A 23,495-nucleotide genomic window follows, 5' to 3' on the forward strand; every position below is an offset into this window, starting at 1 on the left:
GTAATTTTGTTGAGTTAATAAATTAATTTTACAATTTATGCCTTTAATTACACTAACTACAGACTATGGCACAAAAGACCATTACACCGGTGCTCTTAAAGGACAACTATACTATGCAAACAAAGATATAATAATAGTTGACATAAATCATGAAATTACTCCTTACGAAATTATTCCTGCGGCTTTTACAATGAAAAATGCTACAGCTAAATTTCCTAAAGGAACTATTCATATTGCAATAATAAACATTAGGGACGGAAATAGTCGCTATTTAATTGTTAAAAGAAAAGAAATTTTTTACATAGTTCCCGATAATGGATTAATCTGTATGATGTTTCCCGATGAAGATTTTTTGGCTTATGCTTATCAAGACTTAGCTAAAGATTTTTCTTATAATGAATTGCACGAAGCTCTTGGTATAATGATTAAAGCTATAAGTGAAAATAATATAGAAGAAATTAGTGTTCCTATAACATCCTATAAAGTGCTAAACTTTGCTCAACCTTTTGTAAGCGGAGATGTTTACAAAGGTTCTGTTATTTATATTGATAATTATAAAAACATTATTACCAATATTACCAAAGAAGATTTTTATAATTATGTGCAGGATAAACCCTTTATTATTTCTATAAGACACAACAAAATTTTTAAAATAAGTAAACATTATTCAGAAGTAGATGAAGGCGAAGCCTTGGCACTGTTTAACGATAATGATTACTTAGAAATAGCCGTAAACAAATCAAGTGCTTCGGGATTATTGGGTTTGCATTATGGGCAAGTAGTTTTAGTAGAGCATCAGTTAATATAATTATATGCGTTTCACTTTTTTAGGCACAGGTACATCAAGTGGCATTCCATTATTAGGGTGTAGTTGCCCTGTGTGTACCTCTACCGACTGGAGAGACAAACGCCTGCGGTGTGCCGGACTTTTAGAGTGGGATAACAAAACTATAGTAATAGATGCCGGGCAAGATTTTAGGCAACAGATGCTCCGAGAAAATGTAAAACACATAGACGCTATTCTCATAACGCACGCACACATGGATCATATAGGTGGCTTAGATGAATTACGAGCCTATAATTTTGCTCAAAATATGGATATGCCCGTTTATGCCGATGCTTTAGCTGCTGAAATGATGAAAAAGATGTTTGCCTATATTTTTGCAGAAGAAAAATATCCCGGTGTTCCTAATCTTGATTTAAAACTGATAGAAAAAAACAAAGCCTTCAATTTATTAGGAAAAGAAATACTGCCCTTAGAAGTTTTGCACGGCAAAATGCCTGTTACTGCATTTAAAATAAACGATTTTGCTTATGTAACAGATGCTAAATATTTTTCTGATGAAACTACAAAATCCTTAAAAGGTATAAAAACCCTTGTAATTAATGCTGTACGAATAGCCGAGCACCACAGTCATTTAAACTTAAAAGAAGCTTTAGCATTTATTGAAAAAATAAAAGCTAAAAAAGCATATTTAATACATATTTCTCACCGTTTTGACAAGCATACCGAAATAGAAAAAATGCTCCCTCCTAATGTAAAGATAGCTTATGATGGTTTGCAAATAGATGTGTAATACTAATATCCGTAAAGATACTCATGATGTATTTTGGAAGAACAGAAAACATCAAACACTTTTCTTTACTTCGGGATTTCCACTTTCGTGGGAATGACGTTATACCAATAAGGCGAAGCCAATATTGGACTATTATATATTCCTAATCGTTATAAGATTGCTTCACTCCGTTCGCAAAGACGAACCGATATGAGTACGTTCTTGCTAGTGAGGCACGAACGAAGCAATCTCTACAGTAAACAATAAAGCACAACTTGACAGTTATTAACAAGAGTTGCTATTAACTGTTAGGTTTTTTAGGCATAACTTTCCGCTATGACATTCCACTCTAATATTTCATAATTAAACATTAACAATCAAACATTGACAATTATTTATTTATCATCAATCTTCTAGTATATACCTTGCCGTCTAATATAATTTTGGCAGTGTATGTACCAGAGGCCAACTCTTTAATATCAAATGCTATGTTTTGATTGCCTTCGTGTAGTAATTGGTCTTTGGCTATTACCAATTTGCCTGTGGCATCATACAATTCTATGTTTACATTGGCTTCTTTTACTAATGTAAACGATATAGCACTTGTATGGTTTGCCGGGTTTGGTACAAAAGCTCCTACTCCATTATCGGCTTTTCCGCTTATGCTTGTCGAACGGATTTCGCTATACTCAAACTGCCCGTCATAGTCTATTTGTTTTAGCTTGTAGTAGTATGTGTCATTTGCACTTAAATTTTTATCTAACAAGGTGTAGCTGTGCACTTCATTGCTTGAACCAAATCCATCTACCCACGCTATTTTTTCAAAACTTTGTCCGTCTGTGCTTCTTTGCACTTCAAAACCTTCATTGTTTATTTCTGTTGCCGTTATCCAGTCTAATTGAATATATGAGTTATCAATAGCTTTGGCTTCAAAACTTATTAGCTCTACTGGTAGTGGTACATTATGTTCTGAACCATGTATCCAAAATTCCGAAAATTGACTTACAGTTATTTCTACATAATTGCCGTTAAAGTTATTATTTCCTGTTCCACTGTTACTTGGTGTTAATAAATAGGCTGTGCCATCGCCTGCTGTAAATGTACCGTCTTCATTGGTAGCTCCGTGTATTTGCGTTACTACTAAATCGTTTATGGTGTTTACATCATCATCATCTTCGCAACCATTAGGGTCATAAGCCGGTGCTGTACTTGATGTATGCGAGTTGGCTACTAAGGACGCTAATTCCGTATCTGTAAAATATAATCGTAAACCAACATTGCTTGTAGGAGCGTTTGCCGAGTTTATTTTAAAACTTCTGTTTAGCACCGCTTGTGTACCACAACCGCCCGATGCGGTAGCTACATTAAATGAGTTTCCGCCATTGTAATATACTTGTGCGGTTACATCGCCTAAGTCTTGCCCATGGCTATTTACCGATGCTATTATATTTCCTGCTGCATTGTAGATATGTACCCACGCATTATCTGTTACGGTACATGTTCCTGTGGCATCTGTCATCACTATTGGGTTTGGATTGTTTACTTCTATATCTACAGCATCATTAGTGGCTGTACAGGTACCATTTGTTATTGTCCATGTGCCTGTATAAGTACCACTTGTACTAAAACTTACTTGAGCATTATACGTATTTGCATTACCACTTACATAAGTAGGGGCAGAAGGACTCCATGTCCATGTACCTGTTCCTATAGTAGGGTTGTTGGCTGCCATGGTTGTGGTATTGCTTAAACAAGAAAATTGGTCTGCTCCTGCGGTGGCTGCTGGGGATGGATTAGCTGAAACAACAAAATCTACATGAGCATTTGAAGTACAGTTTGCCATACCGCTTGGATGATCCCAACAAAAACCACAAGCATTTTCCCATCGTGCATGTATTCTATATGTTCCGGGTGTAGTGGGGGTAAAGGTAAATCCATTACTTGCTGCATTAGGATTTTGGTTTGTATATACATTCCATGAAGCATTTCCCGGGGGAGATTGAACCCAATAATGTGGTGTGCCATTACCTCCTGAAGCGGATACCCCTATGGCTTCTCCTATACAAACAGATGTTGCTGTACTTGCTGTTAAAGTCCCATCTATACCTACAGGATCTACTGTTACGGTAGTCGTACCACTTGCTGCACTTGTACACCCACTCACACTTGCCGTTACGGTATAGCTTGTATTAGTAGTCAAATTACCTGTCGTTTGGGTTTCATTTACAGAAGCTGCCGGAGCACTTGTTCCCGTCCATGTATAAGTGTAATAATTAGGATCTATATAAGTACCATTTACAGTAGCATTAGACCCAGTAAGTGCTGTTCCATTTCCATTAAGAGGTAAGTTTTGTAATAAACCTGTAGTAACAGTAGGCGTTTCTAAACGCATATCATTTATGATATTTGTTTGGCTTCTTGCTAAATTCCAAACACGAATATTATCAATTTGACCGCCAAAATATCCGTATCCCATACTCACAATAGAACTTGGGAATGTAGGATATAGTGATGGTAATCCCGATTTTACCAAAGCACCATTAACATAAAGATATGGAACATTGCTTATATGAACTACCGCTATGTGTGTCCACCCTGTAATAGTACCCGCATAACTTAATGTAACGGGAAAATGACAAGGACCGTGCTGTACTACTTCTATACCATTTGTTCCTACCGAAACACCAACTCCTACATTAGTAGGTGTGCACCCACTACCCCCTATATTCCTAGGTTCAATAGCAAATGAATATTCCGTAGTAGGAGATCCTAAACTACCCGATACTCCTGAATTTTGTTCCGTATGCAATACAACCGTTCTACCGGGGTTTACCCAAAATTCTATTGTATGATTATTTAATACGGTAGTATGTGCTGTTCCATTTATTTTATTGGTTGAATTATTTGCCATAGATACACCTTTCCCACTCGGTGCCATTCCTGCCACTGTTAAATCGGCAGGAGCACCAATACATACCGGACCATTATTTGATACAGAAGGAGGTGCAGGAATATATACATAATTTACAGTAGTAGAAGCACAAGAACTAACGCCACAATCTCCTTTTCTGTGTGTATAGTAGGTAGTAGTAGCCGTTGGAGTCACAGTTATAGATGAGCCTGCTCCAATTATAGGTTTTTCATCTAAAGAAATAAAATCTAAATCCATAGTAACACCACTTGCCGTAGCCCAATCATAACGCCATCCTTGTATGTTCCCTCCGGTAGTATATTGCGGATCTTGCCACATATCAATAGATAAAACATGCCACTGTCCATCAGAGATTAGTGAGCCAAACCCCGTTTCTCCACCTACGGCATAGTTATGTGTCGGATTATGAAAAAAGATTTCTGTACTTCCGGCTGTACCTGATACTACTCTATATCTTAGGTTGATATATCTATATACTGTAGGGTCAAAAGAACCTAAGTTGTTCATGTGAATCATTGGGTCTCCATTGGTAGAAGTAACCCGTAAAATTCCATTGGTAACGGAATTAACTGTGGTATTGCTTACAGAAAAAGGCTGAGTACCCCAGTTTTGGCTATAGGCTTCATTACAACTACCTGCAAACCAAACTTCCGTAGCATTTGTTCCTAATGTTCCGCCACTTGCAGCAAGAGTTGTATTATTTCCTGCACATAAAGTTCCACCTCCGGACATTGAAGTAGCTGCTGTGGGAGGAGTACAATTACTTATAACTTGAATCTCTCTAAAATTTGGATTTGAAGATCCTTGTATGTTGCTAAATCTAAGTCTTGACGTAGTTATGGAAGAAAATGTTATACCATGGTCACAAGTTGTTGAGTTATTATAATTGTAAAAAGTAACATAGGATGAACCATTCCAATACTGAATAGCACAACTTGTCATAGGTCTATTGGCTTTATTAAAAATTATTTGATCAAATGTTTGATTAGAAGACCATATATAATCTATGTTAGCACCTGAAGTAACCCATCCCCATTGATATGTCCCTGTAATAGCACAAGTAGGAATAGCATTATTGTTATATAATTCCGGACCATATCCTGTTCCAGAAGTACCACCACTACTATGTGAAGCTGTTGCAGTAAGTCCTACATTTATTTGAGAATTTACTACTTGAATACAAGTTAATAAAGTAATAAAAAGTAAAAGTTTTTTCATAGTAAGTAGTTGTTAGTAATGTTAATGATAAACAAATTTCATACCAAATATAATAAAAATATAAATTATTTTATAGCTTTATTGAGTCTTTTTTAACAGAATGACTATTAGTATGGATACTTACACGGTTTTTTTCAAAGAGATTGCTTCACTCCGTTCTCAAAGACATACCGTTTTTTTTTAAATCGTTAGTCATTCGTAATTCATAATTCGTCATCAGAAATAAGAGATTACCACAAAATTACTCCTTCATCATAATTTCCTAAAAATGATGCGTTTATTAGACAAACATTAAGCATTATAGAGATAGCAGATAAGGTTATTTGTTCCTCATAACTTTCCGCTATGACATTCCACTCTATATTTAATTAAACATTAACAATCAAACATTGACAATTACTTATTTATCATCAATCTTCTGGTATATACTTTGCCGTCTAAAATGATTTTAGCGGTGTATGTACCCGATGCCAATTCTTTTATATTGAATGGAACTGATGAATTTCCTATTCCTAATGTTTCTGTTTTATATTCTATTAATTTTCCAGTTATATCATAAAATTCTATACTAACATTAGTTTCCTTAATCATGCTAAATTGTAAAACACTACTATTATTTGCCGGATTTGGCACAAAATTTCCTACATGATTTTCATCTTTTCCACTTATACTTGCCGAACGAATATTGCTATATTCATACTGCCCATCATAGTCTATTTGTTTTAATTGATAGTAATATGTTCCTACATTTACATTATTGTCTTGATAAGCATAATGATGAATTTCGGCACTATTACCATATCCATTAGCCCAGCCTATTCTTTCAAAATTAACACCGTCTGTACTTCTTAGTATTTCAAAGCCTTCATTGTTTATTTCAGTAGCTGTAGTCCAGTTTAATTGTATAAACTGATTATTTACAGCTTTAGCTTCAAAAGAAGTAAGTTCTACAGGCAGAGGAACGTTGTGTTCAGAGCCGTGTAAATATATATCTGAGAAACTTGAAACTGCAAAATCAACATAATATGCTTGGAAAGTGGCATCATATCCATTGCCTAATTGTGTATAATTAATAACGCCTCCAACACTTCCCGGGGGAACTCCAGTAGCATATTTAGTTATAACTATATCACTAATATTTCTAACATCATCATCATCTTGACATCCATTTGCATCATATACAGAAACACTAATACTTGGACTTGTACTGTGATCCACTAATGATTCATCAATTAAAGAAGCTAATTCTGCTTCAGTAAAATATAATCTTAAATTAATATCATTAGTGTACCAAGTTACATTTGTAGAGAAAAATCTAAAATATCTACCCATATAAGCATTCATACCGGTAGAACCACAAACATCAGATGCTGTAGCATTCCCCACATTTGGAACAGTTACTGTAACATTCCCCATCATATATCCATTATCATCTACAGATGCTATAATTTTACCATCATTATCAAATAGATGTACCCAATCATTAACTCCATTTGATGTACATGTACCTGAAGCTCCAGCAGTAGTTGTAATAATATCCGGAAGATTTACTCCTATAATTACATCATCACTACTACTTGAGCAATTGCTCGTTATAGTCCATGTACCCGTATAAGTTCCACCTGTTGAAAAGCTAACAGTAGCATTTGGAGTATTTGCGTTGCCCAATACATAAGTAACTGTACCAGGCCCACTCCATGACCATGTTCCCGTACCTACAAGTGGAGTATTTGCCCCTAATACAATATTAGAACCTCTACAAATAAAATCATCATTCCCAGCAGAAGCACTTGTTGGTGCATCTTCCGTTACGGTAACAGTAGCATTACATGTACTTGAATTTCCATTATTATCTGTAACGGTTAAGGTAACTGTATTTGTACCTACATCACTACAAGTAAATGCAGTTTTACTTAAACTTAAACTTGCAATTCCACAAGCATCATTACTACCGTTATTTATATTTGCTGTAGTTAAAGTTCCATTACCACTTGCATCTAAAGCTAATGTATAGTTTTGACAAATTGCTGTTGGATTTACATTATCTTCTACCGTTACTGTAGCAGTACAAGTATTTGTGTTACCATTACCATCATTTACAGTTAAGGTTACGCTGTTAGCTCCCACATCACTACAATTAAATGTATTTGGAGAAACAGATACTAAGTTTACTGTTCCACAATTATCAGATCCCGTATCATATACGTCAGCTGAAACAATACTAGCAGAACCTAAAGCGTTTAAGTAAATTGTAATATTCTGACAACTAACAGTAGGTGGTGTATTATCTACAACAGCCACATTAAATGTACAATATGCTGTATTACCATTACCATCATTAGCCGTTAATGTTATAGTATTAGTAGAACCACTTATAGTGGAACCAATAGCTGGTGACTGCGTAATAGTAACTGTACCCGGAGGTGCACAATTGTCAGAAGCTGTTGCCAGACCTCTGTAATCTGGCAAAGTAGCTTGACAAGATGCATTAGCATTTACAGTTTGATTACCTGGACAAGATATAATAGGATTTGTATTGTCTTGAACAGTAACAACTCTACAATTACTTGCCCACTCAGCCCCTCCACAATCTGGTGTCCCTGTTGGATTTACTGTAACAGCATAAGTAGTAGTAGTAGTTAAACCACTTGGTGGATTATAACTTGAACCAGTAGCCCCACTTATGGCTGTCCACCCTGTAGTTGAAGTTCCAGTAGGACAAGTAACTGAACCCGTTCTTGAATACCATTGATAAGAATATGTTCCCGCAGCTCCTGAAGGTGCTGTACTAAACGCAATGTTGGCAGGATCTCCTAAAGGACAAATAGTCTCATTACCATTAGCTACAGTTCCTGGATTAAAATCAGGTAATACTGTAATTGTTACCACATCAGTCCATCTATAACAACTACCTGATTTTACTCTTCTAACAAAACATGTAGTGGTAGTTAGATTTCCTATAGTACTACCTGCTAAAGTAGTGTTATCAACACCCAATGCAGCATACCCAGAAGGAGCCGAAGCACTTGTATAACTTGAAAAATTAAAGCTACAATTTGTAGTTGAAGAATACCATTCATATTCATAAGCTTGGCAGGCAGGCAATACTCCACCCGTTGTAGCTGAAGTTTGTGTTAAAGAACTAGGTTGAGTATTATAACATATAGTTTGATTGCTACCCACAGCACCTGCTGTTAAAGCATTATAATCTGGATGCTGAAGATTCGTATTATAGGTACCTGCACCACCATTGGCATTACCTGTACCTGCAGCTACAGATATAGATGCAGAGTTAGTATATGTACCACATGGGTTTACAAAAACTTTTATACGTCCTCCTCCTCCTCCTCCTCCCGAAGCACCTGCTGTAGCATTATTAAAATACGCTCCTGTTCCTTTTGCTCCTCCTGCTCCTCCATTTCCACCCTCCGCTTGAAGTGTTCCTGTTAGACTAATATTGCCTGCTGCAGCTAACAAAATTCCACCACCAGAACCTCCACCGGCTCCTCCGCCACCACCACCAGAACCTGAGTATGTTCTTTCATCACAACCTCCAGACAAATCACCACAACATTCTCCAGTTTCATAACTATTACCGCCTTTACCACCAGCACCACCATTAGCTCCGTTCATATATATAGCTCCAGGCACTGTTAAATTGCAAGAAGCATTTAAAAGCACACCTCCACCTCCAGCACCACCAGAAGAACCACTAGTAACACCTGAAGGTCCTCTTCCTCCTCCTCCAGCTCCTCCTCCTCCTGAACCAAAGTCTATATCAAATCCAGTAGATGTACCATACGTATCTGTTCCTGCATTACCTCCTGTTGCTCCGCCTCCATAATCATCTTTAGTATTACAAGTAGCAGTATTACACCCCGTTTCATCTCCTCCTCTACCTCCAGAACCTCCAGCACCAGCAAAGCCTCCATAACCACCACCTTCAGCTCCTCCTCCGCCTCCAGCACCTTCTATTAATCCCCCTTCGTCATCCCAATTATTGCATTGTTGCTTTACCCCATTTCTATATGCTGCTGTACCGCCTGCTGTACCACCTGCTGTACCACCACCCGTACTTCCTCCATTACCGCCATATAATCTTAAGTCTCTACAATTATCTTTATCCCAACAATAAGTAATTCCCCTTCCATCGGTGTATCCTCCCTCACTCCACAATGCTCCATAGCTACCACCACCACCACCTGCTGCACCTCTTCCATTTCCATCTATTGTGCCATTAATTGTTATATTATTGGCATTAACCTCTAGTAAGCACCCATTTGCAACATATACAGTAACACCACTATTAACTGTAAAATCATTAGCACCTAAATTATAAGTTCCAGACATAGTAACATTGCTAGTTAAAGTAAGGTCACCACCACTATAGTTACCTCTAGGGATAACTGCATCTGAAGAAACTGAATAACCATAACAGTTTATACCTCTTCTTACTCTATAATAAGTATATTGAGGGTTAGTAGCGGCAGTTATAGTATAAGTAGAACTAGTAGCTCCTGAAATATTTGTCCAAGAAGAACCATCATTACTTCCTTGCCATTGGTAGCTTCCTGTACCTCCAGAATTACTTAATACTGTATTGTTACAATTGTATGCTATTGAGGGCTTTGCTCCTCCGTCATGATATATTTGCTTAACTGTTAGAGTATGAGATGCTGCAACCCAATTACAATTATTGTGCCTTACATAAAGGTAATAAGTTCCAGCTACAGGCAACTCAACTGTATAAGATCCAGTTGTTACATTACTTATTACGTATGAGTCTGTATATCCCGTAGGACCATCTACATAAATATATGTGTTGCTTCCACCTGATACAGAAAAAGTAAATCTATCACCAGCATCTAATGCTGTTATTTCTACTCGCTGAGTAAATGCAACATTAGAATATGTTCTTGTCCCATTACATTCTGGGTCAGTTTGAGTAGAATGTTGATTATAATAAGTTGTACATTGGCTATATGTTTCAAAAGAAATAAATAGTGCTGTAAAAATTAAAAGTATATATTTTTTCATGGCTTTAGTTTTTTGGTTAGTTACTAATTGTCAGATTTTTTTGATTCTATGAATGTTCTAAATTCAGGATGTTTTATATACCATTGATATAGATCATTTAGATATAAAACAACATCCTCTTGAGTAGGATTATCTTTTTGAATAGCTTGAAATTTCGGATAGCTTGGGAATTTCTTAAAAATATTAAAACCCCAAACATTTTGAAAATGTATTTCAACCATTTCATCAGAAAATGAAAAAAGAATGGGTTGAGGATTGTATATAAATGTAGATTTATAATCATCATAAGACCACTTACCTATATAACTCTCATTACTCTCAAACGACTTTTGAGAAAATGAAAAACCATAAACGAGTATAAAAATGATAGAAATGTAAAATGCTTTCATGATTTAGAAGTTTAACGGTAAATAATATCAAATACTGTACCAAGTTAATAAAAAAAAAGTATTTATAAAAATTCTTGCCTAATTATTTTTGCATCTCCATGGTTCGGAGCCAATTTTTCTCCAATTTCTAAATATTTTTTTAGCATTTCTATATTAGATAGCTTTCCGTAAGCATAAGCTATGTTTAAATACGCTTCCGGTACTTGAGGATTGTTTTTAATTATTTCTTTATTTAGGTCTATTACATTATTATAATTCCCTAAATCATATTCTAATGAAGATAGATTGAAATATAAATCAATATTATAACCCGCGTATTCTATATATTTTTTTATGTTAGTAACTGCTTTTATTTTATTGCCTTGCTGTAAATATAAATCTGCCAACGACAAATAAACATCATAAAATGTACTGTCTTTTTCAATAACATAATTATAATGTTTTATGGCTTCATCATCTAATTTTAATATTTCATCAACCCGAGCTAAATCATAATGCGAATTAAAAAAATCGGGATAAATTTTTAGTGCCTGCTCTAAATGGGTTTTAGCCTGTTTAACGTTTTCAACGTTAATTCCACTTGGCTTAGTGGTTTCTTTTTTCATTATAGTATGAGCCATTAAAGAATGTAATTTAGCTGACTGAGGGAAATTCTTTACATCCGTTGAAAATAATTTATAAGGAGTTTCCCATTTTTGAACTCTAAAAAATGAAACTAACACAAAAGTCAATATTAATATGCCTAATAACGATAAACTAATTTTTTCACTTTTCAAAATTTTAAAAATCAACGATATTAATATAATGGAAAATGGTAAAACTAAAATAAATGCCAATCTATCTGCAACAATGCCGGGTATAACTTCAAAAATATTTGAAATACTTACTAATGTAATTGCCGATAATAAAATGCTCCACAAAACAATTTTTTCTTTCCTAAAAAAATAAGTTAAAAAAGCTCCTGCGACTATTAAACCAAACAATATAAAAAACTGATTTAGAGGGCTGAGAATGGGATTAATAATATTGTATCCATAATAAGAAGATAAGGGATAAGGCACTAATATTTTTTTTAAATAGAATAAAGCACTACTTATACTTTGTCCGTTTTGTATAGTATTATTTTTATAATAGTAATAAGGATTTTCGGTTAAATCAATAACCCTTGAAGAATAATCGGTATTTTGATGAATATACTCTTCATTAATAATTTCTTCTATTTCATAATCTCTAAATTCTGAAAAAACTCTATTTGGATATGAATAATCAACGTAAGAAATCAGGAAAAAACTAATTAGTATTAATGTAATCATTTTTAAATAAAGAACTTTAGATAAAGATGCCTTAGTGTCTTTCAAAAATGCATTTACAATAATAAATATGATGAGTAACAAATTAAAAACATCATAAAGTACATTGTTATTTTCTTGAATAGTATAAAATAAATCTATAGAAAATATAATAAGGAATCCAAACAATATATAATTGATAATCTTCTTGTTTTTAAGCTGTAAAAGATGCAATGCCGTATATAAAATTGGAAGAATTACTCTCGTATCAACTTTCTGCTTACTATAAGAAATCCATATTCCAATAATTATATAAACAGTAATAAACAGCCATTCTTTTTTTATTTTAATTCTATTGAATGAAAACAAATTACTTTGATATATGACCAATGTAATTAATATTACCATCCAATAATTCTCTTCTATAATGAGAAATAAATAGGCAGGAAACAATAAGCTAAGCTTTAGATAATTATCCGATAAAATTTTATTCTTAAATAATAATGGCACTATCATGAATAAAATATACCATCTCCCACCTTGATAGGCTATAAACAAACTTGCTACAACAATAGCTATTAATATAAAGACACCAAAATATCTACTCTCTTTATCTAAAAATTTTTGTCTTAGTAATGAATAACTATTAATTACGATAAGACTTATTGAAACCAATAAAAATATTGCAATCAATTTACTAATAACAAAAGAATCCTTAATAGAAATAATTACAAAAGGTATATAACTTAAAATAAGCAAGCCTAAATTCCACCAATTTAATTGCCTCAACAACACCACTAAAAATGGCAAACTCACAACTAAAGCCAATGCACTTTGCTTAGAGTATATAGCTAAAAAATTGCAGAGAGCTACCAACAAAAACAAATACCAGCGTTTAGAATCTATGGCTTTCATTGATATTATCAATCCTAAAAAGGGAAATAGAAATGCTAATAACTCTTCCCTATTCTTTATACTTGCCACCGCTTCTACATGTAGAGGGTGCACTAAAAATAATAAGGTAATTAATAGTGGTATCCACTTGCTGGGAAACGGTATATAAGTAGATAAAAAATAAAATATCAAACTACATATAAGTATATATAATACTACATTAACAAAATGACTAAAATGAGGATTCTCGCCAAATAACTGATATTCTATAGCAAAAGTAATTTGAGATACAGGTCTATAACCATATTTATACCCCATATCATCTTCATAATAATATCCTTCTAATATTTCTTTTATGCCATCAAAACCTTTTTCTACTCGTTTGTTTCCTACAGTTACAAGCTCATCATCCATATTAAATTTATAGCCTATAGACTGACCATAAATGAGCAAAGTAAGTACGGCTATAACAAAATAATTATAACTATTTTTCCATTTCACATTTCAAATATAATACTTTGGCTTGTAGTATTATAGGCTGATTACTTATCTTTACACCACTTATGAATTCAACATTAAAAATATACAACACGCTAACGAAACAAAAAGAAGAATTTAAACCTATAAACCCTCCTTTTGTGGGCATGTATGTTTGTGGTCCTACGGTGTACAACGAAGTTCATTTAGGCAATCTCCGACAGTTTATTAGTTTTGACGTAGTATATAGATACTTACTTCATTTGGGCTATAAAGTTAGGTATGTTAGAAACATTACAGATGTAGGACACTTAACAGATGATGGCGATAATGGAGAAGATAAAATAGAAAAAATGGCTTTAGCTCAAAAATTAGAGCCCATGGAAATAGTGCAACGCTACACCAATAGTTTTCATCAAGTGAGTCATTTGTTTAATTTAAAAAACCCCGATATTGAACCCACCGCCACAGGACATTTAATAGAGCAAATAGAAATGATACAGCGTATTATTAACAACGGATATGCTTACGAAGTAAATGGTTCTGTTTATTTTGATGTAAAAAAATACATTGAAGACCACGATTATGGCACATTATCGGGTAGAAAAGTAGATGAACTGCTTGAGCAAACAAGGGAAGAATTAGAAGGCTCTGACGAAAAAAGATTTTTTGCCGATTTTGGTTTATGGAAAGCTGCATCGCCAAATACTATTATGAAATGGAACTCTCCATGGGGCGTGGGCGTGCCCGGCTGGCATTTAGAATGTTCTGTTATGAGTACAAAATATTTGGGGCAAGAATTTGATATTCATGGCGGTGGTATGGATTTAAAGTTCCCACATCACGAATGCGAAATAGCCCAAAGTGTAGGTGCAGATGGCAAAGCTCCCGTTAAATATTGGATGCATGGCAATATGCTTACTGTAAATAACGACAAAATGAGCAAAAGTAAAGGCAATGCCTTTTTGCCCATGGAATTAGTAACCGGCAACCACCCTATTTTAAATAAAGGATACGCTCCTATGGTTATTAGGTTTTTTATACTTCAAAGCCACTACAGCAGTACTTTAGATTTTAGCAATGAAGCCTTAGATGCTGCCGAAAAAGGCTATACAAGATTAAGCAATGCTTTCAAATTAATAGATAAATTAGAAATCCATAAGGAAAAACAAAATACGGATAAAGTATTAGCCGAATTAAAAGAGCAATGCTACAACAATATGAACGATGATTTTAACACACCAAAAACTATTGCAGTTTTGTTTGATGTAGCAAGTATAATTAATAAAGTTTATAGCAAAACTGAAAGTATTAGCCAAGAAGGATTAGACATAATAAAGACATTAAAAGAAGGCATACTTGAAGATGTTTTAGGCTTAAAAATTGAAAGTACTAATGAAAACTCTGTAATAGACCCGGTAATGGATTTGCTAATAGAATTAAGAAACGATGCCCGAAGCGAAAAAAACTGGACAGTTTCCGATAAAATTAGAGATGGTTTGCAAAAAGCAGGCATACAATTAAAAGACGGAAAAGAAGGAACTACTTGGAACGTAAACTAATTATTAGTGATTAATTATTAATTAAAAATGAACAATACGAATCTTTTTAAAATACTTGCCATTACCGAAGGAATAAGTTTTTTACTAATATTGTTTATCACCATGCCTTTAAAATATTTTGCAGATATGCCAATGCCTAATAAAATTGTAGGAATGGCACACGGTTTTTTATTTATTGCTTATGTAGTTATGGTTTTTATGGTAAAAAACAAATTTAAGTGGACAAAACAGCAAACTATGTTAGCCTTATTAGCTTCTATTATACCTTTTGGCACTTTCTATATTGAAAAAAAATTTGTCCCAAAAAATTAAATCTTCTAAAATGAAAAGAATTATAACCATTATTAGTGTACTATTTTTACTAAGCCAATGCAAAACAGACCCAAACAGTACAAATACTAATACAGAAACTACCACTAATAATGAGCTAAAATTAAATGATGCTCCTACATTTAATGAAGATAGTGCCTATATATATGTAAAGAAACAAGTAGATTTTGGTCCGCGAGTGCCTAACTCTACTGCTCATACTGAAACCAAACAATGGCTGTCTAACTTTTTAAAGCAATATGCAGATACTGTAATAGAACAAAATGCAGATTTAAAAGCTTTTGACGGGAATATTTTAAAATCAACAAATATTATAGCCAGTTTTAATACTGAAAACAAAGACCGTATTTTATTATGTGCCCACTGGGATACCCGCCCCTTTGCCGACCAAGACAAAGAAAACATTAAAGAACCAATAACAGGAGCTAATGATGGAGCGAGTGGCGTAGCTGTACTTTTAGAAATAGCCAGACAAATAAAAACAAAAGGCATTAATAAAGGTATAGATATTATATTGTTTGATGCAGAAGATTACGGACAACCCAATTTTAGCACAGATGATTACATGCCTAACTCATACTGTTTAGGTTCTCAATATTGGGCTAAAAACTTGCATACGCCTAATTATAAAGCACAATTTGGTATTTTATTAGACATGGTGGGAGCACCTAATGCGGTTTTTACTATGGAAGGCACTTCAGTAAATTTTGCTAACGACTACTTACACCAAGTGTGGAAAATAGCTCATGCTATAGGCTATAGTTCTTATTTTTCTTATAAAGAAACTTCTCCCATAACTGACGACCATTTATATATTAATCAGATAGCTAAAATTCCAACTTTAGACATTATTCATTATGATGCCACTACGCCATCCGGGTTTGGGTGGTACTGGCACACTCATAAAGACAATATGGATGCTATAGACAAAAATACATTAAAAGCAGTTGGACAAACTGTGTTACAAACTATTTATCAAGACTAATAATCTTTAATTAAATAATTACTGAGTTTTTTAACTTTAGTCTAAATCTTAGTCAGATAACAGAAAACAGTTAACAGATAACTAAACATATCTTAAATCTACACTAAATTTTTCGGGATGTTTTCCTGTAATGTTTTTGTAAAAACTCATTATCTCTCTCATGTCTTTTTCCATATCATCGCTTGGATAAAGAACCTTACCCACTCCAGCTAATTTCTTTTTATAATCTAAAAAACCTAAAGCAATAGGTACGCCTGCCAATTTTGCAACATGATAAAACCCTGTTTTCCACTCCGTTCTTTTAGAGCGTGTACCTTCTGGTGTAACCATAACTGCTATTTTATCATTTTCTTTAAACATATTAGCCATTGCTTGCACCGTACTTGGTCTTTCTTCTCCTTCTTTTTTAGGTGTTCTATTAATAGGTATGCCTCCCAATGGTCCAAAAATTAAATTATAAGGAAATTTAAACAAAGAATCTTTAACGGTAAATCTTAAAGGAATTTTCATAATAACAAATGCCGCCTTAGCAATAGGAAAATCCCAATTGCTGGTATGTGGCGAAGCTATCATTACACACCTATCAATACCTTTAGGCATAACTTCTTGAACCTTCCAGCCTATCAATTTTAAAAATAATTTAGCAATCATGATACAAATATCCGATAATTTGAAACAATAATGTAACTACCAGCGTACATAGTTTTAACAAAACACAAAACCATGAAAAATATAATTACAATTTTAACAGTTTTACTTCTTTTAAACTTTGCTACAGCAAATGCACAAGAAACGCCACTACCACTACCAGACCATTCAAGCAATGAATTTAAACCGGAAGCTCCTACTTCTCAGCATGTATGGGTAAAAGGACATTACGAATACAAATCGGGAAAATACTACTGGATTAACGGAGCTTATGTTTTAGGCTTAGAAAATCAAACTTGGGTAGATGGAAAATGGGTATTAAATGAAAGTTCAAATATGTACAGTTACTCTCCCGGATACTGGAAACAAGAATTAGAAAATATTACACACAATGGTATAGTATATGAACCTGGTGTTGTAACAAAATTAAGTGTTGTTGAGATGTATGATCCTACGCTTTATAGTGCCTCGGCAGAATAAACTATAAAACTGTAGTTTCATTTTTTAAAAGCGAGTATATAATAATGTACTCGCTTTTATATTTTTATTAATATGTATATGCTGACACAAAATAGATTAGACTATTTTGTGTTTCTTACACCACCCATATAGTGGCTATCTATTTTTGCATGTCTTTATCCACATAATTTTCCTGACGTTTGAAACTACAGAACAGGAAATTTTGTATTGTATTAAATGGTGTTGTATGGTCTTCTGTTACACAACGAATTTTATCAAAGCCGTTTTTAAATTCCTCTATCAAAGAGTGTTCTGTGTACTGTTTAATTTCAAGTCCGCTACACTTTGTTGGTCCATTTTCCGAAAAAGTCCCGATTGCCATAAAACCATTTACAGATTTCATTGCTGTTTCCACATATTTTGAAACTTGTTCATCTGTTGTCAAAAAATGAAAAGTTGCTCTGTCGTGCCAAATATCAAAAGTTGTATTTGGTTCAAATTCTGTAATATCGCTAACAACCCAGTTTACTTTTTCAGCTTTGTTACCTACACGAATTTTTGCTTTTTCAAGTGCTTTGGCAGAGATATCTAAAACTGTTATATTTTCAAAACCTCTTTCAAGCAAAAAGTCCACTAGTTTACTGTCTCCACCACCAATGTCAATAATTTTAGCATCTTTTGCCACATTAAAAGAAGAAATGAAGTCAAGAGAAATATTTGGAATTTCTTGCGTCCAACTTACTTGGTCTGGATTTTTAGTTTCATAAACTGTTTCCCAATGATTTTTCCTATTCATATTATTTATTTTCATTTATTTAATACCGCTTAAATAGCCGTTTAGAATAATCATTATTCTATTACACATATCCATGCGGTATTTTAATATAACAGTATTTACCATTCTAAAATTCAAAATAGATTAAACTATTTTAGAGTAACAAATTGGTATCACTTACACCTCAAACTCTTTCCCGTCCACAGCCAGTTCCGTATTTTCAAAAACTTCTTTTGCTTCTGCCTGAAAAGGACGTATATCATGATACTTTGCAGAATAATGTCCTAAAATTAATTTACCCACATTAGCTTTTTTAGCTATTAACGCAGCTTGCTTAGCTGTGCTATGATTCCACTTTTCTGCTTTATCTTCTTCGCTACTTAAATATGTAGCTTCATGGTATAGCAAATCTGCATCTTTTATTATGGGAATTATTGCTTCATTATAAACAGTATCTGAACAATAAGCATATTTTTTACAAACTTCCGGCTCAAAAGTAAGTAGCTCATTCTTTATAATTTCCCCTTTATCATTTACAAAATCTTTGCCTATTCTCAATTTAGGAATAAAAGTATTAGGCACATTATGCTTTAGCAATGCCTCAGCATTTATTTTCTTGGGCTTAGGTTTTTCTATAAATAAAAAGCCATTGCAGGGTATTCTGTGCTCTAAAGGAATAGTAAAAACTTCTAAATATTTTGTTTCGGCTATTTTATACGATTTCCCATAATTATGTGCATGAAAATAAACAGGATATAGCCAATCTTCTCTTGTATAATCGGCTTGCAACTGTATAATTTGTTCTAATTCCGGAGGACCATAAATGTGCAAAGGAGCTTCTCTCCCACCCAATCTAAAAGAGTTAAGCAAACCCACTAAACCAAAATAATGGTCGCCATGCAAATGCGAAATAAAAATATAGTTGAGATTAGCTCTTTTTATTTTAAACTTACTAAACTGAAACTGCGTGCCTTCGCCACAGTCTATTAAAATAGACTCATTTTTATACTTCAAAAGTTGCGAAGTAGGAAATCTATCAAAAGCAGGAACAGCAGAATTGCAACCTAAAATAGTTAAGCTAAAAATACTCATTTCATCTATCTCAAATCTCTTTCCAGTTCATTGAGCATTACTAAGTCAACACCTTCTTTTAATGTTGGCGTAATATTAAGTATAGTATCTAACTGCGATAATTTTATAAGTTTCAAAATATTATCGCTACAAGCAACCAAAACAAAATCGCCTTTGGCTTTAGTACAAATTCGTTCTGCTACTAAAAAAGCACTCAATCCGGAGGAATCCACATAGTTTACATTGCTTAAATCGCAAATTATATTTTTAAATCCACTATTGTTTAATAGCAGAAACTCAGTTTTTAAATCCGGAGCATTATTAGCATTAATTATTTCCTCATTAGGTATAATTACCGCATATTTTTCTTCTTTTGACGTTTCAAATTTCATAAGTCAATGTAGTTAATTGAACCAAAAATAGCGAATGTTATAGATTTACACAAAATTATGTGAATTAATTAACAACAATATTTGTTTTGAGTTGTACAAATTAAGTCTATCTTAGAATCGTTATAGAAATAACAATGGCTTAATTTTTGAATTATAGAAGAATATGGAAGCAAAATTTTCACCAGAAATAAAAGAAGTTCTTTCAAACAGTACAGAAGAAGCACTTAGGCTAAATCATGACACTGTGGGAATAGAACATTTAGTATTGGGATTATTGAGAGATAATGACAATATGGCAGTAAAAATTCTTAAAGAATTAGATGCCAAACCTGTGGTATTGCGTAAAAGAATAGAGCGTTCTATGGCAGACAGACCTATTTTTACTCATTTAAAATCTAAAAGTTTAAACTTAACAAAGCAAGCCGAAAAGATTTTAAAAGTAATGATGCTGGAAGCAAAATTATACAAATCGGAAAGTGTAGGAACAGAACATTTACTACTTGCCATACTTAAAAATGAAGACAATATCATTTCGCAAATATTTTATGCCGAAGGAATTGATTATCATTTGTTTAAATTAGAAATGGAATTAATATCGCCAAATGAAATAAAAAATCAAGCTGAAAATGACGATAATGGCGGTATGGGCGAAGACGATCCTTTTGATAAAAGTTTTGGTAGCAGACCTAAATCTACAAAATCAAAATCTAAGACACCTGTTTTAGATAATTTTGGCAGAGATATAACACATTATGCCGAGTTGGGAAAACTGGACCCAATAGTAGGAAGAGAAGTAGAAATAGAAAGAGTTTCCCAAATACTTAGTAGAAGAAAGAAAAACAACCCAATATTAATAGGCGAACCGGGCGTAGGAAAAACAGCTATTGCCGAAGGTTTAGCACTACGTATTATTGAAAAAAGAGTATCTCGTGTGCTATTTAATAAGCGAGTAATAATGCTGGATTTAGCCGCTTTAGTAGCCGGCACAAAATACCGTGGGCAGTTTGAAGAACGTATGAAAGCCATAATGAATGAGCTGGAAAAAACAGATGATGTAATTTTGTTTATAGACGAAATACACACCATAGTGGGTGCAGGCGGAGCTACAGGTTCCTTAGATGCGTCTAATATATTTAAACCTGCATTGGCAAGAGGCGAACTGCAAGTAATAGGTGCCAGCACATTAGATGAGTATCGCCAGCATATAGAAAAAGATGGAGCTTTAGATAGACGTTTTCAAAAAGTAATAGTAGATCCACCTTCTGTAGAAGATACGTTAAAAATATTAGAAAATATTAAACCCAAATATGAGGAGTTTCATAATGTAACTTATCAAGAGGGTTCTTTAGAAGCTGCCGTAAAACTGAGCAACAGATATATTACCGATAGATTTTTGCCCGACAAAGCCATAGATATAATGGACGAAGTGGGAGCAAGAGTGCATTTAAGTAATATTCAAGTGCCTAAAAATGTTTTGGACTTAGAAAAACAAATAGAAGAAGTAACGGAAGAAAAGAAAACTGTAGTTAGCAATCAAAACTATGAAATAGCAGCCAGTTTAAGAGATAAAATACGTCATTTAAACGACCAACTTAAAGAAGCTAAAGAGGTTTGGGAAGAAGAAATAAAAACAAAAAGATACCCCGTAACTGAAGATGATATAGCGGAAGTAATAGGCATGATGACGGGAATACCGGTAAGTAAAATAGCTCAAAGTGAAAACAAAAAACTGGTGGCTATGGCAGACGAGCTTAAAAAAATGGTTATAGGGCAAGATGGAGCTATAGAAAAAATAACAAAAGCCATACAAAGAAATAGAGTGGGCTTAAAAGACCCTAATAAACCAATAGGTACTTTTATTTTCTTAGGACCTACAGGAGTAGGAAAAACAGAATTAGCACGAGCTATTTCAAGGCTAATGTTTGATAATGAAGGCTCTATGATACGCATAGATATGAGTGAGTACATGGAGAAATTTTCAGTATCTCGGTTAATAGGTGCACCTCCGGGCTATGTGGGCTACGAAGAAGGTGGGCAACTGACCGAAAAAGTAAGACGCAAGCCTTATTCTGTAGTGCTTTTAGATGAAATAGAAAAAGCACACCCCGATATTTTTAATCTATTACTTCAAGTATTAGATGAAGGTATGCTTACTGATGGTTTAGGAAGAAAAATTGATTTTAAAAACACCTTAATCATCATGACATCAAATATTGGTGCCAGAGATTTAAAAGAGTTTGGCACAGGCGTAGGTTTTGCCACCAAAGCTAAGCAAGATGCTAATACCGATATTTCGCAAGGCGTTATTTCTAAAGCGTTAAAACGCACATTTGCTCCTGAGTTTTTAAATAGAATAGATGATGTAGTAATGTTTAATGCTTTATCTAAAGATGATATTCATAAAATTATAGATATTGTTCTTAAAGGCGTATATAAAAGATTAGAAGATTTAGGCTACAACGTTAAGTTAACTAAAGCCGCTAAAGATTTTATAGCTGAAAAAGGCTACGACCCAAGTTTTGGAGCACGTCCGCTACACAGAGCTATTCAAAAATACTTAGAAGATCCTTTAGCAGAAGAAATTTTAAATAAAAAACCTGAAGAAGGAGATATTTTGCAAGCCGACTTTAATAAAGTTGATAATAAAATAGAAATTTCAGTAATAAAAGGCGACAAAAAGAAACTGGACAAGCCTAAAGAAGAAAAGTAACATATAATAATTAAATTTTTATCAAAAACACTTTACTCTTTTAATTAAGGTAAAGTGTTTTTTGTTTCTATAAAACATTATTGTTAATTTTATACTGAAATGACTAAAGAAGTAAAAGAACCATCTATGGCTTATGGCAAAGTTTATACCTATGCCGATTATTTAACTTGGACTAGTAAAGAAAGAATAGAGTTAATAAAAGGTAGAGTGTTTAAAATGAGCCCCGCTCCTGCTGTTAAACATCAAAAGGTTTCAAGGGAGTTGAGTCGCTTTTTTTTAAATCATTTTCATAAATCATCCTGCAATGTTTTTGTCGCTCCTTTTGATGTGCGTTTAACAGATAAACGCAAAAAATCAAAAAAGACGAAGATATTACTACCGTTTTTCAGCCCGATTTATGTGTTATTTGCGATGAAAGTAAATTAGACGAAAGAGGCTGCATAGGTGCTCCCGATTTGATAATTGAAATATTATCGCCAAGCAATTCTTCTAAAGAAATGAAAAATAAGTACGAGCTGTACGAAGAAAACGGAGTTAAAGAATATTGGGTAGTTGATTACACCCACCAAACCATACTTATTTACATACTTGAAAACAATACTTACAAAAGTTTAAAGCCTTACACTTCGGAAGATGTAGTACAAAGCTATTTATTCCCTAAATTAACTTTTGATGTTAAAGAAATATTTGAAGATTAAATTTCTAAATTTTCATTATAAGAATATTTATATAATTAAGGTAAAGTGTTTTTTGTTTCTATAAAACATTATT

Annotated in this window: 15 protein-coding genes and 1 pseudogene; 8 read left to right on the plus strand and 8 right to left on the minus strand. The window is 33.6% G+C overall.

Going from position 1 to position 23,495, the window contains the following annotated elements; translation table 11 throughout:
• Nucleotides 1–37 precede the first annotated feature (37 nt).
• Nucleotides 38–808 (plus strand): SAM-dependent chlorinase/fluorinase, encoded by a 771-nt coding sequence (locus H6578_08580; GenBank protein MCB9227203.1) that lies wholly within the window; start codon nt 38–40, stop codon nt 806–808.
• A gap of 4 nt (nt 809–812) precedes the next feature.
• Nucleotides 813–1,577 (plus strand): MBL fold metallo-hydrolase, encoded by a 765-nt coding sequence (locus tag H6578_08585; GenBank protein MCB9227204.1) that lies wholly within the window; start codon nt 813–815, stop codon nt 1,575–1,577.
• Between the two features lie 370 nt (nt 1,578–1,947).
• Here H6578_08585 and H6578_08590 read toward each other — a convergent pair whose 3' ends face one another.
• The 4 genes from H6578_08590 to H6578_08605 form a co-directional block, all read right to left on the minus strand.
• The gene (locus H6578_08590; GenBank protein MCB9227205.1) at nt 1,948–5,706 is read right to left on the minus strand and encodes a T9SS type A sorting domain-containing protein; all 3,759 of its coding nucleotides are present in this window, start codon (nt 5,704–5,706) and stop codon (nt 1,948–1,950) included.
• Nucleotides 5,707–6,102: 396 nt separating this feature from the next.
• A complete protein-coding gene (locus H6578_08595; GenBank protein MCB9227206.1) occupies nt 6,103–10,743 on the minus strand; it encodes an HYR domain-containing protein in 4,641 nt (1,546 codons plus the stop codon).
• Between the two features lie 23 nt (nt 10,744–10,766).
• Entirely contained in the window at nt 10,767–11,132 is a 366-nt protein-coding gene (locus H6578_08600; GenBank protein MCB9227207.1) for a hypothetical protein, read from the minus strand.
• A gap of 62 nt (nt 11,133–11,194) precedes the next feature.
• Nucleotides 11,195–13,816, minus strand: a complete 2,622-nt coding sequence (locus H6578_08605) for a hypothetical protein (GenBank protein ID MCB9227208.1) — start codon at nt 13,814–13,816, stop codon at nt 11,195–11,197.
• A gap of 62 nt (nt 13,817–13,878) precedes the next feature.
• On the opposite strand from H6578_08605, the gene H6578_08610 reads away from it, so the two are divergent.
• From H6578_08610 to H6578_08620, 3 genes are read left to right on the plus strand one after another with little or no spacing between them, the layout of a single operon-like run.
• Entirely contained in the window at nt 13,879–15,354 is a 1,476-nt protein-coding gene (locus H6578_08610) for a cysteine--tRNA ligase (protein ID MCB9227209.1), read from the plus strand.
• A gap of 27 nt (nt 15,355–15,381) precedes the next feature.
• Nucleotides 15,382–15,666, plus strand: coding sequence for a DUF3817 domain-containing protein (locus tag H6578_08615; GenBank protein ID MCB9227210.1), 285 nt, complete (start codon nt 15,382–15,384; stop codon nt 15,664–15,666).
• A gap of 10 nt (nt 15,667–15,676) precedes the next feature.
• The gene (locus H6578_08620; GenBank protein ID MCB9227211.1) at nt 15,677–16,669 is read left to right on the plus strand and encodes a M28 family peptidase; all 993 of its coding nucleotides are present in this window, start codon (nt 15,677–15,679) and stop codon (nt 16,667–16,669) included.
• An 81-nt stretch (nt 16,670–16,750) separates the two neighbouring features.
• Here H6578_08620 and H6578_08625 read toward each other — a convergent pair whose 3' ends face one another.
• The gene (locus H6578_08625; GenBank protein MCB9227212.1) at nt 16,751–17,329 is read right to left on the minus strand and encodes a 1-acyl-sn-glycerol-3-phosphate acyltransferase; all 579 of its coding nucleotides are present in this window, start codon (nt 17,327–17,329) and stop codon (nt 16,751–16,753) included.
• 63 nt (nt 17,330–17,392) lie between these two features.
• On the opposite strand from H6578_08625, the gene H6578_08630 reads away from it, so the two are divergent.
• Complete coding sequence (locus tag H6578_08630; GenBank protein ID MCB9227213.1) at nt 17,393–17,797, plus strand: YXWGXW repeat-containing protein; 405 nt, start codon at nt 17,393–17,395, stop codon at nt 17,795–17,797.
• Between the two features lie 139 nt (nt 17,798–17,936).
• Here H6578_08630 and H6578_08635 read toward each other — a convergent pair whose 3' ends face one another.
• The 3 genes from H6578_08635 to H6578_08645 all read right to left on the minus strand — a co-directional run bounded on the left by H6578_08635 (nt 17,937) and on the right by H6578_08645 (nt 20,014).
• On the minus strand, nt 17,937–18,587 hold the full coding sequence (locus H6578_08635; GenBank protein ID MCB9227214.1) for a class I SAM-dependent methyltransferase: 651 nt from the start codon (nt 18,585–18,587) through the stop codon (nt 17,937–17,939).
• Nucleotides 18,588–18,728: 141 nt separating this feature from the next.
• Entirely contained in the window at nt 18,729–19,643 is a 915-nt protein-coding gene (locus H6578_08640) for a ribonuclease Z (protein MCB9227215.1), read from the minus strand.
• A gap of 5 nt (nt 19,644–19,648) precedes the next feature.
• Nucleotides 19,649–20,014 (minus strand): STAS domain-containing protein, encoded by a 366-nt coding sequence (locus H6578_08645; GenBank protein ID MCB9227216.1) that lies wholly within the window; start codon nt 20,012–20,014, stop codon nt 19,649–19,651.
• Between the two features lie 163 nt (nt 20,015–20,177).
• On the opposite strand from H6578_08645, the gene H6578_08650 reads away from it, so the two are divergent.
• Both H6578_08650 and H6578_08655 read left to right on the plus strand, forming a co-directional pair.
• Nucleotides 20,178–22,724: an ATP-dependent Clp protease ATP-binding subunit gene (locus tag H6578_08650; protein ID MCB9227217.1), complete on the plus strand. Its 2,547-nt coding sequence runs from the start codon at nt 20,178–20,180 to the stop codon at nt 22,722–22,724.
• A gap of 99 nt (nt 22,725–22,823) precedes the next feature.
• Nucleotides 22,824–23,422 (plus strand): annotated as a pseudogene (locus H6578_08655) (Uma2 family endonuclease).
• Nucleotides 23,423–23,495: the final 73 nt, after the last annotated feature.

The sequence above is a fragment of the Chitinophagales bacterium genome (assembly GCA_020635995.1).
Taxonomy (GTDB): domain Bacteria; phylum Bacteroidota; class Bacteroidia; order Chitinophagales; family UBA8649; genus JAFMKE01.

Bases quoted from the DNA above. Each gene is read 5' to 3' on its own strand.
- H6578_08610 (MCB9227209.1), top strand. From the start codon at position 13,879: ATGAATTCAACATTAAAAATATACAACACGCTAACGAAACAAAAAGAA.
- H6578_08620 (MCB9227211.1), top strand. From the start codon at position 15,677: ATGAAAAGAATTATAACCATTATTAGTGTACTATTTTTACTAAGCCAA.
- H6578_08585 (MCB9227204.1), top strand. From the start codon at position 813: ATGCGTTTCACTTTTTTAGGCACAGGTACATCAAGTGGCATTCCATTA.
- H6578_08580 (MCB9227203.1), top strand. From the start codon at position 38: ATGCCTTTAATTACACTAACTACAGACTATGGCACAAAAGACCATTAC.
- H6578_08590 (MCB9227205.1), bottom strand. From the start codon at position 5,706: ATGAAAAAACTTTTACTTTTTATTACTTTATTAACTTGTATTCAAGTA.
- H6578_08640 (MCB9227215.1), bottom strand. From the start codon at position 19,643: ATGAGTATTTTTAGCTTAACTATTTTAGGTTGCAATTCTGCTGTTCCT.
- H6578_08630 (MCB9227213.1), top strand. From the start codon at position 17,393: ATGAAAAATATAATTACAATTTTAACAGTTTTACTTCTTTTAAACTTT.
- H6578_08600 (MCB9227207.1), bottom strand. From the start codon at position 11,132: ATGAAAGCATTTTACATTTCTATCATTTTTATACTCGTTTATGGTTTT.
- H6578_08615 (MCB9227210.1), top strand. From the start codon at position 15,382: ATGAACAATACGAATCTTTTTAAAATACTTGCCATTACCGAAGGAATA.
- H6578_08645 (MCB9227216.1), bottom strand. From the start codon at position 20,014: ATGAAATTTGAAACGTCAAAAGAAGAAAAATATGCGGTAATTATACCT.
- H6578_08595 (MCB9227206.1), bottom strand. From the start codon at position 10,743: ATGAAAAAATATATACTTTTAATTTTTACAGCACTATTTATTTCTTTT.
- H6578_08635 (MCB9227214.1), bottom strand. From the start codon at position 18,587: ATGAAAATAAATAATATGAATAGGAAAAATCATTGGGAAACAGTTTAT.
- H6578_08650 (MCB9227217.1), top strand. From the start codon at position 20,178: ATGGAAGCAAAATTTTCACCAGAAATAAAAGAAGTTCTTTCAAACAGT.